Raw genomic sequence first — 17,480 nt, 5'->3', positions numbered from 1 at the left:
TACACCAAAATAGTATGCAATTCATATGATAGTACATTAAGCTAACGTAGCGTATTCAAAGGAGAAAAATAATGGGGAAGTATTTTGGAACTGACGGTGTGCGGGGAGTAGCAAACCGTGAATTGACTGCAGAAATGGCTTATAGTATTGGCCGTTGTGGAGGATATGTACTAGCGGGTAACTTGGATAAACCGAAGGTTGTTATCGGAATGGATACACGTATTTCCGGTCCTTTATTGGAATCCGCGCTGATAGCGGGCTTATTGTCTATTGGAGCCGATGTAATCCGTATAGGCGTAGTGAGTACCCCTGCTGTTGCTTATATTACGAGATTGTTAAAAGCAGACGCAGGCGTCATGATTTCAGCTTCTCACAATCCTGTAGAGGATAACGGCATTAAGTTCTTTGGTGGGGATGGCTTCAAGCTTACAGATGAAACTGAACTGCGCATTGAAGAGCTTATGGATGCTGAGGTAGATGAATTGCCACGTCCTATCGGTTCGGGTTTAGGTATGGTTACCGTAGATAATGATGCTAAGTATCTTTATCTGGAGTATTTGAAAACTACCATTTCTCAGGACTTTAAGGGAATCAAGGTTGTACTGGACTGTGCGCATGGCGCAGCGTATGAGCTTGCTCCAAGACTGTTCAGAGAGCTTGGCGCTGAGGTTATTTCTATCGGGGCTGAGCCGGATGGATTGAATATTAATGATGGATTTGGTTCGACACATCCAGAGACTTTGCGTGAAGAAGTCTTGCGGCATGGAGCCGATTTGGGACTTGCTTTTGACGGAGATGCTGACCGCCTGATCGCTATTGATAATAACGGTGATGAAGTCGATGGTGACTTTATCCTTTGTATTTGTGGTGATGCCATGAACCGTGCAGGTAAGCTGAAGGATAGCACGATTGTGTCAACCGTTATGAGTAACATCGGATTCTATAAAGCTACCGAGAAATTATCCCTGAATACTGCTAAGACAGCTGTAGGGGATCGTTATGTTATGGAAGAAATGCGTCGTGGGGGCTTTAATCTAGGTGGAGAACAGTCTGGACATGTTATTTTCCTGGATTACAATACAACTGGTGATGGTATTCTTACAGCTATTCAGCTGGTAGATACGCTTAAGGCTACAGGCAAACAGCTTAGCGAAGTTAAGAGTATGATGACTAAATACCCGCAGGTGCTGGTTAATGTTCGTGTACAGGATAAGACTAACTACCCTAATAACCCGGCTATAGAAGCGGCTATCGCTGAAGTGGAAGGTAAGCTAGGTGACAATGGCCGTGTGCTTGTACGTCCGTCAGGTACGGAATCTCTAATCCGCGTTATGGCAGAGGGACCAGATAAGTCAGATCTAGATCTTTATGTGAATCAAATTGTGGAAGTAGTTCAACGCGAATTGGTATAATCCATTACCTTAACTATAAGGCTGGTGCAGTGAGCGGGAGCGATTCGAACTCGTTGCACCAGTGTTATTTTATTTTAGGATTGGATCGTTTGAACTCGTTTTGTAAAATTTAGGTTGATGCGCCATTGCCAAAGTACTACAAGGTGCATATAATAGATTAAGTGTCATTCTAGAAGGAAAGCGGGGATTGTGAGGTTAGCAATAGCAAGCGCCAGAGCTTGGTCTAGCGCGGGGGAGAAGGGAAAGCTGCTTACTTGTTATGTAGGCTATGGCTTGAACGGATCACGGCAGACGTAAGCTGACGAGGTGGAGGTGTTCGAAATGTTCGGCGGGGACCTCCCGGTGATGCACCAGAGCCGTAAATGGATACGGAAAATGAAAGGGCGACCTTTCACACAACGTTTTCATGGGTGCAACAAATTATATTATTCATGTGTGCGCGCATCAGAAGGAAACACGTTATTTCTGCCACGGCAGAGGAGAAGGCTGTGCATTTCATGAACATTAGAATGTAAGTGACAGTTTATTTTGTTGATCCTAAAATACAACAGAATATTTGCTTTTTCTCAAAAACATGCCGCACGGCACGTTTCTTTCCTCATGCCGCCACATTACGATAACTCGGACGGGGGGAATTATAATGTGTGGTATTGTAGGATATATTGGTAATCAGAATTCGCAGGGGATCTTGGTTGAGGGTTTGAAGAAATTGGAATATCGTGGATATGATTCCGCTGGTATTGCTGTATTTACCCAAGAAGGACTGCAAGTAGTGAAAGCTCAAGGCCGTTTGGCGAATCTGCAGTCGAAGCTCGAAGACAGCCCGCTGGCAGGTAGCGCAGGTATCGGACACACACGCTGGGCGACTCACGGTAAACCATCCGATGAGAATTCACATCCACATACGGATAACAGCATGAAGTTCTCGGTAGTTCATAACGGTATTGTCGAAAACTATCTGGATCTGAAAGAAGAGCTGATCGCTGGCGGATGCCACTTTGTCTCTGAAACCGATACAGAAGTTATTTCACATCTGATTGCTCGCGAATATGACGGAGATATCGTGAAGGCTGTACAAAAAGCGATTACGTTCATGCGCGGTGCGTTTGCATTAGGTGTCCTGACTGAATATGAGCCAGATAAACTGGTGGCTGTGCGTCAAGCTAGCCCGCTCATTATCGGTCTTGGCGAAGGAGAAAATTTTATCGGGTCAGATATTCCGGCACTGCTTGAATATACCCGTAACGTATATATTTTGAACGACGGCGAAATGGCTGTGCTGACAAGAGATGCTGTCGAATTGATGACGATTGAAGGCAATTTTATTTCTCGGGAAATGATTACTGTCGATTGGGATGCAGTTACCGCAGAAAAAGGCGGCTACGAGCATTTCATGCTGAAAGAAATACACGAGCAACCTAAGGCTTACCGCGACACCATGCGTGGTCGTATCAATGCCGAAGGTAACAAGGTTGTATTGCCTGAACTGAACATGACTGAAGAACAAATCAAGAACATTCGTAATATTCAAGTCGTTGCTTGCGGAACGGCATACAACGCAGGTGTGGTAGGACGTACTATGATCGAATCTTTGGTTCGTATTCCAGTTGAAAATGATATCGCTTCGGAATATCGTTACCGTTCACCAATCGTGACTCCAGAAACTTTGGTTATCGTAGTCAGCCAATCCGGTGAGACTGCAGATACTTTGGCAGCTCTGCGTGAAGCGCAAGCTAACGGGGCACACGTATTGGCGATCACTAACGTAGTGGGCAGTTCTATTGCTCGGGAAGCAAACGATGTGTTGGTAACCTTGGCGGGTCCGGAAATTGCAGTAGCTTCGACCAAAGCTTACACTTCACAATTGATCGCATTTGGATTGTTTGCTCTTTACTTGGCTGAAGTTCGTGGTACACAAACCGAAGCACAAGTTACTAAGATTCTTGCAGCTATGCAATCTCTACCAGAGCAAGTAGAAGAGATCCTAGCTCAAAAAGAAGCGATCAAAGGTTATGCTGAACAAATTTCTGAGCACAAAAACTTGTTCTTCATCGGCCGCGGCGTAGACTACGCTGTTGCTCAAGAAGGATCCTTGAAGCTGAAAGAAATTTCTTATATTCACTCCGAAGCTTATGCTGCAGGTGAATTGAAACACGGTACATTGGCTCTGATCGAAGAAGGCGTTCCAGTTATTGCCCTGGCAACTCAGGAAGCTGTACTTGAGAAGACCGTCAGCAACATCAAAGAAGTGAAAGCTCGCGGCGCAGACGTGCTGGCAATCACGCACCAAGAGCATTTAACTGACCTGCTTAGGTCAGTTGATCAAGTGTTCGTGATTCCTAAAACACTTCCAATGCTGACAGCAGCTTTGTCCGTAGTGCCTCTGCAATTATTGTCCTATTATGCTTCTCTTGCGCTGGGTCATGATGTGGATAAACCACGTAACTTGGCGAAGAGTGTTACTGTGGAGTAGAATTGGTGATGTGAAAGTACAGTTTGTAGAATGACATTAAAGTTAGTTATTAGACATTAATGTGAGTATCTTAACAATAATGTTTGTATCTTAACAAAATAGATTGTGATGATTACTGTTTATAATCTTTTTAGCTTGCTGTGGGTAATACGTATGTTGTTACACGTAGGACGTACTAATGTCATAGATAATCTGAAGATTTGTAATAGAAACTACAACGATAATTCAGAAAAACGTTGATAAATCAAGGTGTTTGGGTGTTTATTGCTTTGGATTTCAAGTATTCGGAAAGTGTCTTTTCATAAGATTGAAGATCCTAACGGATGAATATGGAATAGCACTTTCAGAATCGGGAATTTGGGGGAGTTATGAACAAAATTGGAGAAAACGTTCATTTATTAAGAAAAAGAATGCGATTAACCCAAACTGATTTTTCTAAGCAAATTGGCATCTCACAGGGTACTTTGAGCGATATTGAACAAGGTCATTGCAATCCATCTGTTGAAACGGTCCTGTCTATACATGAACAATATGGGGTTAGTTTAGACTTAATTCTAAAGGGATCTGAGGATGATCAATCGGCGAAGTTACATTTGAAAGACAGAAGAAATGATGAGGAAGAGCTTACTTTTTTTAAAAGTGAGGCTTAAGTTTTGTTTTTTTTAAGTGGATCGAATGGTCTCTCGTCCGACCGATTCCAAAATATTTAGCTCGATCACTCGGCGGGTCAAAAAACGAATCGTCCAGCGAGCGTACCCTTTTGGAGGCTCAGAACAGGCTAGAGCAATGATACGGGCTTACACTTCACCCGTGATGGAGGAAGGGCGTGGCGGTTCTGCGTGGCGACGATAGTTCAGCGTCTCTTCCAGCCCACGTGTAAAATAGTCTCTTACCGTATAAAAGACTGTTACATTGCTGACCCCGCAACGACTGGCAATTTCAGCTTGTCTAGGGATCGAGCCTGATTTTCATTCGAGAGCAACAGCACGAGACAACGGCGGCGAATGCCAACAGATGTGGAATCGGCATGAAGAACTTGTTCAATCCTTTCGCGCTCTTTCGGCTCCAGTCGAATCTCTTATTTCAGGGTTATATTTTTATTGGTATATTTCTTCTCTCATTGTTAGTCCTTATGCTAGTGACAATACTGAGTAGAGCATATCAGGAAGTGAAAGAGGAGGTCTTAATTCAAGATTTAATACTAAAAAAAATCTAATTTCAATTTTGCAGGATGTATTATTAAAACTCGAAGAAAAATAATTTGAATGCCACATACAAACTCCTAAAGAGTGGCAAGGATTGATTTGTGGTTGTCTTGGGCGTAATTTTAAAGTATCTATCTGATACCGCTAAGACCTAAACTCCAGCAGGATTTCATGAATTACGGGAAGCCTGGAAGGGATATATGTTCTGAGAAAATAAAGTATTTGACTGGCAGGCTTTTCATTAAGTTAACGGGCAGATAGTTCAATCATAATGTAACACAATTAGAATACGATCAATGGATTCCCCTTTCGATTTAAATAAAAATAACCCCCTATGTTTTTGTTCATAGAGGGTTATTTTTATTATTACGGCTCTATATCAATCTTCTCATAGCATGGGAATTTTTATAATCGTACACTGACTAAAGTTTTCTGTACTCAGTTTTTCTTCATCTGGATATTCTCTTAAATATAGCTCGCAGCCTATCAATGAATCGATCACCTTTGTTCAATTGATGTGACGTAAATTCAGAAAGGCATTCTAGTAGCAAGGCCGCGAAATCAGCCTTGAGACGCATTTAAAGCAACTGGGTCATCAATAAATAATTCTAAAGCTTTTTTTAACTAATGATTTAAGATATTCGATGTTTTTGCTGACAAGAATCATATTGTATACATTACTCCATTCACTGTCGACATGATGAATGAAATTTTCTTTTACCAAGTGGTAAAAATTATCTTGTCTAAGTTTGTTTAGTTTTGTATATTCTTTTCTCTCATAAAATTTGTGTGCTAACTTAAAGAATTCAGAATTCTTTTTAACTTCAGTATTATTACGCATAAACTGCTCGAAGGTATTATTTGCTTTTCCTGTCCCTGAATGATACACAAGTAGAATTGCAATTTTATCATATACTGAGTAGATGGGAGTTAAAGCCGATTCTACAAAGTAAGAATAATCCATATTGGGGAATGCTATTTCTTGTTCATAAAGTTCAGTTCCATTCTGTCCAGATGACACAATTAGGTTTAAGAATATTGCCTAATGGCTTCATGAAGTCTCCATACAATATCTGAATGGTGCAGGATGTATTCATAGGTTTTATCTTTCTTTGTTAAAAAGGGATTTATTATTTGAATAGAATTGGAGATAACATTCGGTTATTAAGAAAAAGGATGGGGATAACACAAATTGATCTTTCCAAACAAATTGGCATCTCACAAGGTACTTTAAGCTTTAAGCGATATTGAACAAGGTCATTGTGATCCATCAGTTGAAACTATCCTGTCTATAAAGTGGAGTTAAGTTATAGAATGTCATTTCGCATCACTATCCTTACATAAATTGGTGATGAACAACTGTGTCTTAAAACTTAATCTATTATCGAAAGTGCCAATATCTCTTCTTCACTCTTAAATAAAGCTAAACTTATTACAGGAGTGAGCTTATCAAAGGACGGAGAATTATTAATACCTAACTCTTTGCAGCAGAAAATCAAAAGGGATTCTGAGATAATATTAGAGAAAGGCAAGGAATTAAGTGGTAAACAGCGGAATTCGTTTAGAGGGCGCATACAAGCTGCTAGAATTGTTAAAGAAGGTACATTTCCAGAACTCAATAAGTTAGCGACAGCGATGGTAAATGAGAATAAATGATATATAAAATCTGTTCGTAAGAAACGCAATAGAAATGGTGTTAACTATTTTAGTGAATGAGGATTTTGTGAAGAAGAACAAAAGTTATGATGTGTTCTTTTTATAGAAATAAGGGGAGTTGAAGTTGTCAATAGACAGCATTGTATTTGCTTTAGTGGAGTTAGGTAACTAAGATATTTCAAAGTATTTTACTGAACATAATATACCCAAAGGTCTATAAAGACATTATAGTTGTGAAGTAGACATTAAAGCTATGAAGTAAACATTAAAGTTATGAAGTGAGCATTAAAGTTATGAAGTTATATAACGTGATGAATTATATTAATGTCTTAGTTCGTTCTGAAGGCGAAAGAGACCATTTGAAAAAAGTGGAAGAGACGCGCCTGTTATCCATTGCAGGACTATCTAGGGTCATTATATATTGGTGAAATACACTCTTGCGACGAGCCAAAGTACATGCACGAGACCACGAAATCAAGGAGCACATGGTATCCATTCACTTGAGCATCCCTATTTCTGATGCCCCGAATGCGAACAGCCCTCTGGAAAAAAGTATGGCGGTTAATGAAAGAATTTCGATCACATCGGTGATTTGAAAGTAACGAAATCGCTCCAACTATACCATTCCGTGGTGTATCCTAACCGACTGAAGCGCCAGTTTCATGCTATTGGCTCTCAACAAAGGGGACACAATAAATATAAACTAATGGATAAGCTTTTATATTATATAGAGAAAAGAAAAACATACTTAGATACTTTTATGAAAAGGAAGTTTATAAAATGCTACTAAATTGATAATATGTATGAGTATACATAATAATTGAAAATGGAGGTATTTTATATGAGTATTTTTGCTCTACCTTTGTGTATTCCTGAGATATATGGCTTCTTGCATCATGCGCATAAGCTAGCAATAATTCTTGAGAATGAAAAACATTTACCTTGGTTCTACAGCAATTATATACAGCTCTACACAGCGGAATATTTGGATGAATTTAAACTTGACTTCTACTCCTTTGATGGTAAATATGCCCGTCATCCTGGAATTAATGAGAATTGGTATGAAAAAGGGTTCTTTTTAAATATGCATTCAGAGATTATACCCTTTATTATTGGTTGTATTACTAATGGCCGGTATGTTGAGATTCTAATGGATGAGTTTTATTTATCCTGTAAACCAGCTTATCAATCATGGCATCTATCTCATCAGAGTTTAATCTACGGTTATGATAAAGATAAGGAACGTTTTTTAATCCTTGGTTTTAACCGGGCAGGTGATTTTGGCGAAATTGAGGTGTCTTTTAGTGAGATTGAAAAAGCATTTCTCAATTCCAGTATAGGGGGAGTCGGATTTTTTGATTGTTCTACGTCAGTGGATTATTCAAATACTAATCCTGAGCTTAACCTCCCTGTCATCAAGTCCTACCTCAATGATTTTGTCCACTCCACAAATTCGTTTATGACTTACACCCCCCCGGGCGCTTCTTATGGTTTAGGTACTTATAAAGAACTATATAAACGTTTGTCTCTAATAGAATCCTCTAGAGAGGATATTAGACCGATACATATTATACTCGAACATAAAAAATGTATGGTAAATAGGTTGTTTTATTTAGAAAAAGAAGGATATATCGAAGAAGCCTCTACTTTGATTAATGGATTTACTGATCTCGTAAAAAATATTAATAAAATGAAAAAGGTACAATTGAAATATTGTTTAACGAAGGATCAACGGTTAATTAGTCATATAACGCAGGGACTTGATGATTTGATGAATAATGAAGAAGAACTTCTGAATCTATTGATAAAGAAACTGGATTAAGGATAGTTATGATAAAATTTTGTGTTGGTGTAGTTTTCATAAAAAAATAATCTTAAGCTGATCCGGCTCAAAACCAAAATCAGTGGCATAAGGCCTCTTGAATGAATCGCTACGGGTTCGGAGGGTTCTTACGATCGCTGTTAAATCCCTATTTCTTGATTAAAAAGAATTATCGGTTGAAATGGGGCTTTAAAGGCGAACGCTGCCATTTCTTCAGAATCCCTCCGACCCTTCGCTCTGTTCAATCGTACAGTCAACCACAGATTTTTAGATTGAACCAAAATGGCTCAAAACCAAAATTAGCGGTTGAAATTTTAAATTGAGAAAAAATGGACATAAATGGAAAGATATCTGCAAATCCTGTATTGTTGTAAGTCCTACCTCAACAATAAAAAGGATATGACAGATGCCACGCCAGTATATCAACGAACTGTTAGGATTACCAGAGCTACAACTTCATAGCGTTCTCTCGATCCAGGAGACTGAAGTGCATTTGGAGGCCACAACCGTGGCCTATAAACAGCCTTGTCCCCTCTGCCACTCCGAAGAAGCGGGAAAACGAGATGGCCGTAATACAGCGCGCAAGATTCGTCATGTCAGCATCTTTGGTAAAAAGTGTTTTTTTGCATGTTCCCTCGTTACGCTTGGCCTGCTCGAGGTGTGATATTGGATTTATTTAGACCTATACGTGTGTTGGCCCCAAGGAACAATAAAGCCGTGCTTTTCGCTCGCAGACCGTAAATCAGGCGCTGGTTTCCACGGCAGCACATAGTGCGAGAATGCAAGAAGCTCCGGCTAGCACGGTTCAGCGCATGCATCAGGAAGCCCTTCCTGCTGAGAGCGAGCGTTTGCTCCAGCAAGCATGGCATCAAGCGAAAGACCAGACGGATCTGGTGCTCGGTATCGATGACTTTGCGATTAAAAAAGGGACACACGTACAACACTGGTATTCACGATCTTCGAGGCGAAACCATGCTAGACCTGCTTTCGGGGCGAAAGCTGGACGCGCTACGCGCGTATGCCAAACAGCATCCGGAATTTTTAAACCTAAATCCCAAGGCCGTCGTCATGGATCTGTCTCAAGCGTATCACACATGGATCAGCGAGTGTTTTCCAAGGGCGATTCGAATTGCCGACCGCTTCCACGTTCACGGTTATGTCATCGAAAGTGTCCAAGCTGTCCAGAAATCTCTTCAATTTACCCTTTCTCCCGGGCCAAAGGGATCTTAAAAAGTCATTACCGACTGCTAAATCCGCCAGCAGATTCGTTAACGGACAAGAGTCAAACTCAGTTAGAGCAGTTGCTGGCCTTCTCTCCGATCTTGCGCGAGGTGTGGGAATGGAAAGAATCCTTTTCCGGTTGGTATGACTATTCACCGAATTTCGATGTGGCCCAGCTTGGTTTTACCCGTTGGTGCCAACAAGGGGAAGGTATTGAGCATGAAGCTGTGCAATCCGCTTTGAAAACGATGCGAAACTGGGAAGAGGAAATCGTGAACTACCATCACTGCCGCTGGACGAACGCGAAAGTAGAAGGGCGACATAATCGCATTAAATCGTATCAACGCCGACACTATTTCACGCGCAATCGTCGATGTTACAAAGCCGGTATTTTATTCGAGTGTAATTGGTATCGGTTATTAGGATGAAAATATCAACCGCTATTTTTAGATTGAGCCGCTGATCCTGCTAGGAAATAAGATTGGCTTATTTTGTTTTAAATGGCTATATGTTGTTAAATTATATTGTTGTTTTTTACGTGAAAAATAGAGTTGTACCTAAATTAATAGGTCAACTCTATTTTTTTATGCTGTTTCGAGATACGAATATTCAATAAGTGCTCCGTTTTCCCGCAATATTTTATGCGATATATTTACTTTTATTGAAATTTATATTGTTAATATGATGGAAAATGAAATTAACGGAATAATCCAACTAATGACAATATATCAACAATTAAAACTAACAACTCACCGAATATCGTAACCACCTTTGAACAGTTTGTATTCCAAGTTTATCCAATCATAGGATTATTTAATAAAGCAAGTACAGCACTTCCCAAAATACAATAATAAAGCCTGAACAAACATTCTTATATCTATAATAGAATGTTTATTCGTAAAATTCAAATAACAACAGCCTTGATTAACATAGCGATTTAAATATATATATATTGATGGAAGCGAGCCAGGAACAACTTTCAAGAAAATGGCTGTGTATCGTCAGATACAATAATTTATCCCTCTGTATTTCGGACCAACTCTAAATAAAGCGAAGGAGGAAGTGTTATCTGAGAGAATAAGCAGTTTATCATATGTTTTTAAAGAAAAAAGTGAATATTATCACTTTTAATTGTTTTATTAGGAAAAAATTACAATGTTGTTACAATGATTGTGCTTTCATTTATTTGCTCATATACTTTCGCTAAAGTCATTCAGCTTATCAATCGTTTTATGCAAACGATTGTCTAACCTTCTTACATAATGATTATCTCGATTAATTGTTGTGCTTCTTAAAGAAATTTACTCTCAATAAAACTATGGGAAGGTGATTCCAATGACGGTTCGGTTAATCTGTTTGCCATATGCCGGAGGTTCGGCATCGGTCTTCCTGCCCTGGAAAAAGCGGCTGCCGTCTTTTATCGAACTTTGTCCGATTGAATATGGCGGACGAGGGAAGAAGAGCTGGCGCGCACCCTACGTATCCATCGAAGAAGCAACAGAAGACATCTGGTTGGATCTCCATCCCCTGATTTCGGAGGGATGGCCCTATGCTTTTTACGGTCACAGCATGGGGGTACTAATTGTTTTTGAATTAGTTAACCGTATTTATGGAACCTCATTGCTCAAACCGGAGCACTTGTTTCTGACCGGGCGCAATCCACCACATCTTCCTGAACAATATTTGATTCATCAACTAACCGACCGGGAATTCGCCGAGGCCCTGTACAGACTCGGGGGAACACCGGAACCCGTTCTATTTAACCTGAAGTTTCAAAAGCTGTTTTTTCCAATCATCCGATCCGATTTACAGGCTGTACAATGCTACGAAGCTCCACAAGAACATTCGGTATGGGACTCGCCCTTGACTATTGTGAACGGTAGCCAGGACGAAGTAGTAGATCATGACCGTTTGCGGGAATGGTCGGATTATACACGGGGCGCATTCCATTGCTACACCTTTTCCGGTGATCATTTTTTTATCAATGAGAAGTCAGATGAACTGATCAAACTAATGGCCAGCGAGTTGTCCGGCTAAGAAGGAGAGTACCATGCACAAGAAGAAGGTATTTATTTTTCCAGGACAAGGGTCCCACTACGCTGGTATGGGAAAAGCGTTCTACAACGAGTTTCAGTCTGTGCGAGCGTTGTATGAGGAGGCCGGTGATTTGCTTGGCTGCAATATGAAGGACGTGTTGCTCCATTACACGATGGATGAACTGGAAAGGTCCGGGGTGGTTCAGCCGGCGATCGTACTGGCGAGTTATTGCTCGTTCAAGGTGTTGACGGAGGAATACGGTATATATCCCGATGTTCTGGCCGGTCACAGTCTGGGTGAAATATCGGCACTCTCCTGTTCCGGTGCGCTAACGTTTGCAGACGCATTGAGACTGGTTCAGAAGCGGGAACAAATCATGGAGGAAGCCAGCGTCGAGCTGGGTGGAATGATCGCGGTTATGGGGATCGATCCCGAATCGGCCGAGCGGGTATGCGAAACTATTCCCTGCGACCTCGGATATGCTGCCGTATCCAATTACAATTCGGATGAGCAAGTGACGATTTCCGGAAGCAAAAGGGCCCTGTACGAAGTGTCGGCCCGATTGAAATTAGAGGGAGGCGGAATACTACCGATTTCGGTTCGTGGGCCGTACCACAGCCGGTTGATGGAAACTTCTTTGCCATCAATGAAGGTCGAGTTGGATAGCTGTTCATACGCTCCAATTGGTATCCCCGTCGTTTCCAGTATCACGGGAAACCTCTACACGTCGGAAAGGGAGATTCCTGAACAGTTGGCCATTCAACTGGTTAGCCCCGTCCGTTGGACACAGGTATTAGCCTGTCTGGCTGAAGGAGGGATGAGAGATTTGATCGAGGTAGGTCCCCAGACTGTTTTGCGTAATCTCTCGCTGACCAACCGCCTCGACCTGACAGTGTACGGGGCAGAAAATCGTCGAGATTTTCAGGAAATTGTGAGATTGTTCTCGGCGGTTCGCAAGTTGGAAGCCGTGAAGGAGTCCAGCCGATACCAACTAATTAACGATTGTCTCAAAGAGGCGGTATGCGCTCCCAATTCCAACTTCAACGAAAAGGAGTTTGAACAGGGGGTACTGATTCCTTATAGGCAGGTTCTCTCGGGGTTGAAGAATTTAGAAAAAGAGGGGAGGCTGCCCAGTTACAGGGAGATGAGAAACGGACTGGACATGCTTCTACAGGTTCTGCTCACCAAAAAAGTAGCGAAGGCGGAGTGTAAAGAGATTGTAGAAGAGGTGTTGCTTGACAGCGGGCTGTTCGATTGTTATCACGAGTATCTGGATGTGTGATCACGAAAAAGGAGGAGGTGAGTACAGGACATGGAAAATACGAAAGATATCGCAGTGATCGGCATAGGTTTGAAATTTCCCCGGGCGGATTATCCCAAGGCGTTCTGGGAGTGTCTGCGCGACGGGATGGATTGTGTGGGCACCCTGCCTGAGGGAAGAATGCAGGATGCAGAGGAATATGTCCGGGCCATTCATAACGACGTCGAAGTGCCTGACTATCGGAAAGCTGCATACCTGGAGCGGATAGATACGTTCGACTACGAATTTTTCAAAATTTCTCCCAAAGAAGCGGCGCTGATGGACCCTCATCAGAGGTTGCTGCTGGAGACAGCCTTTCATGCCATCGAAAACGCGGGTTACGCTCGGAAGATCGCGGGGACCAAATCAGGCGTATTTATAGGGTTTCCAACTGAATTCTCGGCCATTATGTATCAGCATCTCATTATGAAGCTGAATCCGGAGCAAGCGGAAAACTCTTTCTCAGGCAACTTGCCCGCTGTTCTCGCCGGGCGCATCTCCTATTTTTTTAACCTGAAAGGGCCGTCCCTGCTGGTCGACACATCCTGCTCGTCCTCATTGGCGGCTGTACATATGGCTTGTAGCAGTCTGATCAACGGCGAATGCGAGACGGCTCTGGTCGGTGGCATCAATTTGTTCATAGTGCCGACGGTGAATAAAGTTGTCGAAAATATAGGGATTATCGCCCCGGACGGGCGCACGAAGTCGTTTGATGAGGACTGTGACGGGGTGGGACAAGGCGAGGGAGTAGGCGTCATGCTGCTGAAACCACTTTCCCGGGCACTTGAAGACCATGATTATATTCATGCCGTTATCAAGGGCAGTGCCGTGAACCAGGACGGTAAATCAATCGGAATTACCGCACCGAGCGCCGGCGCCCAGGAGCAAGTGCTGATGCAGGCATGGGAAAACGCCGGAGTGGATCCGGTGACAGTCAGCTATATTGAGACGCACGGGACGGCGACGAAGCTTGGCGACCCGACCGAGATTCTCGGTATTCGTAAGGCTTTCGCGAATTACACGCCGCGCAGGCAATTTTGTGGGATCGGATCGGTCAAATCCAACATTGGTCACACGATAGGTGCGGCTGGAGTCGCGGGCATGATTAAAGCGATTCTGTCGCTTGAACAGCGTCAGATTCCGCCCAGCCTGAATCTGATGAGACCGAACCGGAAGATCAAATTTGAAGATTCTCCGGTCTATCTCAATCACCGGTTGCGGCCGTGGTTAGTAAGCCCACGTAGATGCGGTGTCAGCTCGTTCGGTATCAGTGGAACTAACGCGCATGTGGTTCTGGAAGAAGCGCCGGAGTTGTGTAGAGAGAGTCAGGCCGAGCCGGGCCGCTGTATTTTCACACTGTCGGCTATCGGACGTGAACAGCTTCGGGAACTTGCGGAACGTACGGCGGACTATTTGGGCGGTGACCGTTCCGACTCGTTGATTGATCTCTGCTATACCTCTACTGTAGGCAGACTGCACCTGAAATATCGCATCGCGCTTTTAGCGGAAGATGTTGGTGATCTGAGACGTAAGCTGGTCTTGCTGAGCCGGAACCCAGATACACCGCAGGCCAGTGTATGGACCAACAGCGGAAGCTGTACTCCAGCTCCGTCTGACTTGGAGGGAAGAGATATGGTGCCTGTGATGGATGACGCCGCTACCATTTGCGAGAGTTATGTCCGGGGAAGAGATATTCCCTGGGAAAACCTCTATTCTGACACTCCGGCTTACACGGTACCACTTCCGCACTACCCGTTCAAAAAAAATCGTTGCTGGATTCAGACCGATCCGCGAGTGCTGGCCGAACGGAAGCCGAATTCCGCAGAAGAGATGTATCGGACTGTTTGGAACGGCGATCCGCTTCCTTCGACGGCGTTAGCCTGGACCCGCAAGCAGGTGGTCCTTTTCACAGACCACTCGGTCGCAAGCGCTACATTGGCCGCCATGTTGCGGCGCCAGGGCAACCGGGTGCTAGAAATCGAGATCGGTCCGGTATACGTGCCAATAGCAGAGGAACGCATATGCGTCGCTTTGACCGAATCGGATTTCGAGCGGTTGCTTCCGCACTTGCAGGCGTTCGTACCGGATAAGATCATCCACTTGACGACCGCCTTCGGCGACGGGGATCCCGATACTCTCGGACAGCTGGAGTTGAATTTGGAGGCGGGTGTCTACAGCTTGCTGTACCTCGTCAAGACGCTACACAAGCTGAAGCCCGCCGTGGGAATGGAGCTTGTTATCGTGACTGCTGGTACTGCACGCATTGAATCCAGTGACCTGGTCCAACCGCACAATGCAGCACTGGTGGGTCTAGGCAAGACAGTGCGGTGGGAATATCCACAACTGAAATGTAGAAGCATTGATGTCGGTCGGGGTAGCACGGTCGAAGATCTGATGACTGAAATCCAGTGCGTGAGTGGCGAATATACTGTGGCTCTTCGTGGGGGACGACGGTACGTCGAAGCGGTCGAGGCGGTGCCTGCTTCTTCGATGTCCACTCGGCCCGGCCCGTCTCTGTACCAAGGTGGTACTTATGTGATTACCGGTGGGTTGGGCCGGATCGGGATCCGCCTGGCCGAGATGCTGTCCGGCCGCCAAAACATCAATCTGGTGCTACTCGGGCGATCGGAATTTCCACCGAGGGAGCGGTGGCAGGATCTTCTCGCCGGAAGCGATGAAAGGGAGAACGGGCTCAGAGAGACCCTCGTCAAGCTCGCTAAGATCGAGCAGGGTGGTTCCAGTGTTGATGTTCGATCCTGCGACATCGGCGACCGGCATCACGTGGAGGTAGTGTTCCGGGACATCCGCCGCGATTACGGAAGTATCGATGGCCTGATTCATCTGGCTGTTGCCGACGAGACCTGCACCCTGACCGAGCTGACCTCGGAAATGCTGAATAGCTCGATTAGGGCAAAAGTTCACGGTACCTGGATTCTGGACCGGGAGACGCGTGGGGATAAGCTGTCCTTCTTCATCCTGTTCTCATCGGTGATGACACTGGTATCAGGACTGGGGAACGGGACTTACACTTTGTCTAATGCATATCTGGACGCTTACGCCGGGTATCGAAACTCCCAGATGCCGGGAGCGATGGCCATTGATTGGCCGGAATGGGAAGACATCGGCCTGACCGAGGATAAGCAGACCGACGAAGGACGGTCCATCTTCAAAAAAATATCTGCCCAACAAGGGATCGAGACGTTCTCCCGTATGCTGAGCCTGAACGCGGACCGGCTTATCGCGGGGGAACTGAACGTAAGCAGCCAGGTATTCAAGTTGCTGGATTACTTGCCGTTCCGATTGTCGGACGAACTGACTGCCCGGATCCAGTATTACGGTAAGGCGAATCCCGTCTCCCGTCCGCTGGCCGCCGCGGAAATGAGTGTCACACCGCCGTATGAGCAGGGGACGCATGGCCGGGAGGTGCAATCGGCGGTCGGTGTGTCGCAGGTAAGCGTATGGCCGGGGCTATTCTCCGAGAGCCCGGCCCCTGCGCTCGCTGTAGTTCCGGTTCAGACCGAAGTTCTCAGCCAGCCGCTTCCTATTCAACCGGGAAGAGATACCGGCCTGGAGGGAAGGCTGTCGGGTGAATACACCAGCTATGAACGGATACTGGTGAACGCATGGCAGGACATGTTCGGTTACGAGACAATCAACGTCACAGACAACTTTTTTGAATTAGGCGGCGATTCGATCTTTGCCTTCAGGCTGGCCGTGAAGCTTGCCGACGAGGGGCTGAATGTGGAAGCATCCGACATTCTGCGCTATCAATCCATCGAATCTATTGCAGACTTTATCGGTAAATCGGTAGGAGTGGGTGCCGTTACGACATGAAGAAGTATGATGAGGACTTCATGCGCTTGGCCGTCGCGTCAGCCCGTGACGGGATTGAGCGGCTGGAATTTCCCTTCGGCTGCTGTATAGCCCAGGATCGGAACCGTTATGTCTTCGCCGGAAATCATTCACTGAAATCCGGTGATCCCACTTCGCATGCCGAGATCAACACCATACGGGAGTGGAGCCAACGGTACGGGGCCGCCAGTCTGAAAGAAACAGTCATCTATACCACAAGTGAGCCGTGCCTTATGTGCTTGGGCGCCATCAACTGGGCACAGATTCCGCGGGTTGTCTTCGGAACTTCGCTGAACCGATGTATCCATCACGGTTTTTCGGAGGCGAATATCGACTCCGCCGTTCTGACAGCCTCCTTTCCTCATCCTGTTTCTATGGAAGGGGGGATACTGGAGCAAGAGTGTGAACAACTGTTCACGCTCTGGAATAAAAAAAGACGGTTCGTCGATTTATTCTCTAGGCCCTATACGGGCGAAAGACGCCATGAGAGAAGGAAGTGAAA

At 44.6% G+C, this 17,480-nt stretch carries 9 protein-coding genes and 1 pseudogene; all 10 read left to right on the top strand.

Annotated elements, in window-relative coordinates; all coding sequences use genetic code 11:
• The first annotated feature begins 71 nt into the window (after window positions 1–71).
• The 10 genes and pseudogenes from glmM to NSQ91_RS28560 all read left to right on the top strand — a co-directional run bounded on the left by glmM (window position 72) and on the right by NSQ91_RS28560 (window position 17,478).
• Complete coding sequence (gene glmM, locus NSQ91_RS28605) at window positions 72–1,412, top strand: phosphoglucosamine mutase (protein ID WP_076129780.1); 1,341 nt, start codon at window positions 72–74, stop codon at window positions 1,410–1,412.
• A 640-nt stretch (window positions 1,413–2,052) separates the two neighbouring features.
• Window positions 2,053–3,885: a glutamine--fructose-6-phosphate transaminase (isomerizing) gene (glmS, locus tag NSQ91_RS28600; RefSeq protein WP_076129781.1), complete on the top strand. Its 1,833-nt coding sequence runs from the start codon at window positions 2,053–2,055 to the stop codon at window positions 3,883–3,885.
• Between the two features lie 368 nt (window positions 3,886–4,253).
• Window positions 4,254–4,535, top strand: coding sequence for a helix-turn-helix domain-containing protein (locus NSQ91_RS28595; protein ID WP_076304937.1), 282 nt, complete (start codon window positions 4,254–4,256; stop codon window positions 4,533–4,535).
• 1,689 nt (window positions 4,536–6,224) lie between these two features.
• On the top strand, window positions 6,225–6,341 hold the full coding sequence (locus NSQ91_RS32140) for a helix-turn-helix domain-containing protein (protein WP_081387932.1): 117 nt from the start codon (window positions 6,225–6,227) through the stop codon (window positions 6,339–6,341).
• A gap of 1,246 nt (window positions 6,342–7,587) precedes the next feature.
• A complete protein-coding gene (locus tag NSQ91_RS28590) occupies window positions 7,588–8,568 on the top strand; it encodes a hypothetical protein (protein WP_076193953.1) in 981 nt (326 codons plus the stop codon).
• Window positions 8,569–8,974: 406 nt separating this feature from the next.
• Window positions 8,975–10,217, top strand: a pseudogene (locus NSQ91_RS32135) (ISL3 family transposase).
• Window positions 10,218–11,124: 907 nt separating this feature from the next.
• The gene (locus NSQ91_RS28575; protein WP_076193955.1) at window positions 11,125–11,826 is read left to right on the top strand and encodes a thioesterase II family protein; all 702 of its coding nucleotides are present in this window, start codon (window positions 11,125–11,127) and stop codon (window positions 11,824–11,826) included.
• Window positions 11,827–11,839: 13 nt separating this feature from the next.
• The gene (locus NSQ91_RS28570; protein WP_076193957.1) at window positions 11,840–13,108 is read left to right on the top strand and encodes an ACP S-malonyltransferase; all 1,269 of its coding nucleotides are present in this window, start codon (window positions 11,840–11,842) and stop codon (window positions 13,106–13,108) included.
• A gap of 30 nt (window positions 13,109–13,138) precedes the next feature.
• On the top strand, window positions 13,139–16,960 hold the full coding sequence (locus NSQ91_RS28565; protein WP_340920925.1) for a beta-ketoacyl synthase N-terminal-like domain-containing protein: 3,822 nt from the start codon (window positions 13,139–13,141) through the stop codon (window positions 16,958–16,960).
• Window positions 16,957–17,478 carry a nucleoside deaminase gene (locus tag NSQ91_RS28560; protein WP_076193961.1) on the top strand — a complete coding sequence of 174 codons (522 nt, stop codon included), beginning with the start codon at window positions 16,957–16,959 and terminating at the stop codon, window positions 17,476–17,478. The genes NSQ91_RS28565 and NSQ91_RS28560 overlap by 4 nt, the downstream gene beginning before the upstream one ends.
• The last annotated feature ends 2 nt before the right edge of the window (window positions 17,479–17,480 follow it).

Source organism: Paenibacillus sp. FSL R7-0048, assembly GCF_038004505.1.
Lineage (GTDB): Bacteria > Bacillota > Bacilli > Paenibacillales > Paenibacillaceae > Paenibacillus_AQ > Paenibacillus_AQ odorifer.
This window is presented reverse-complemented; position numbering and strand designations above follow the sequence as displayed.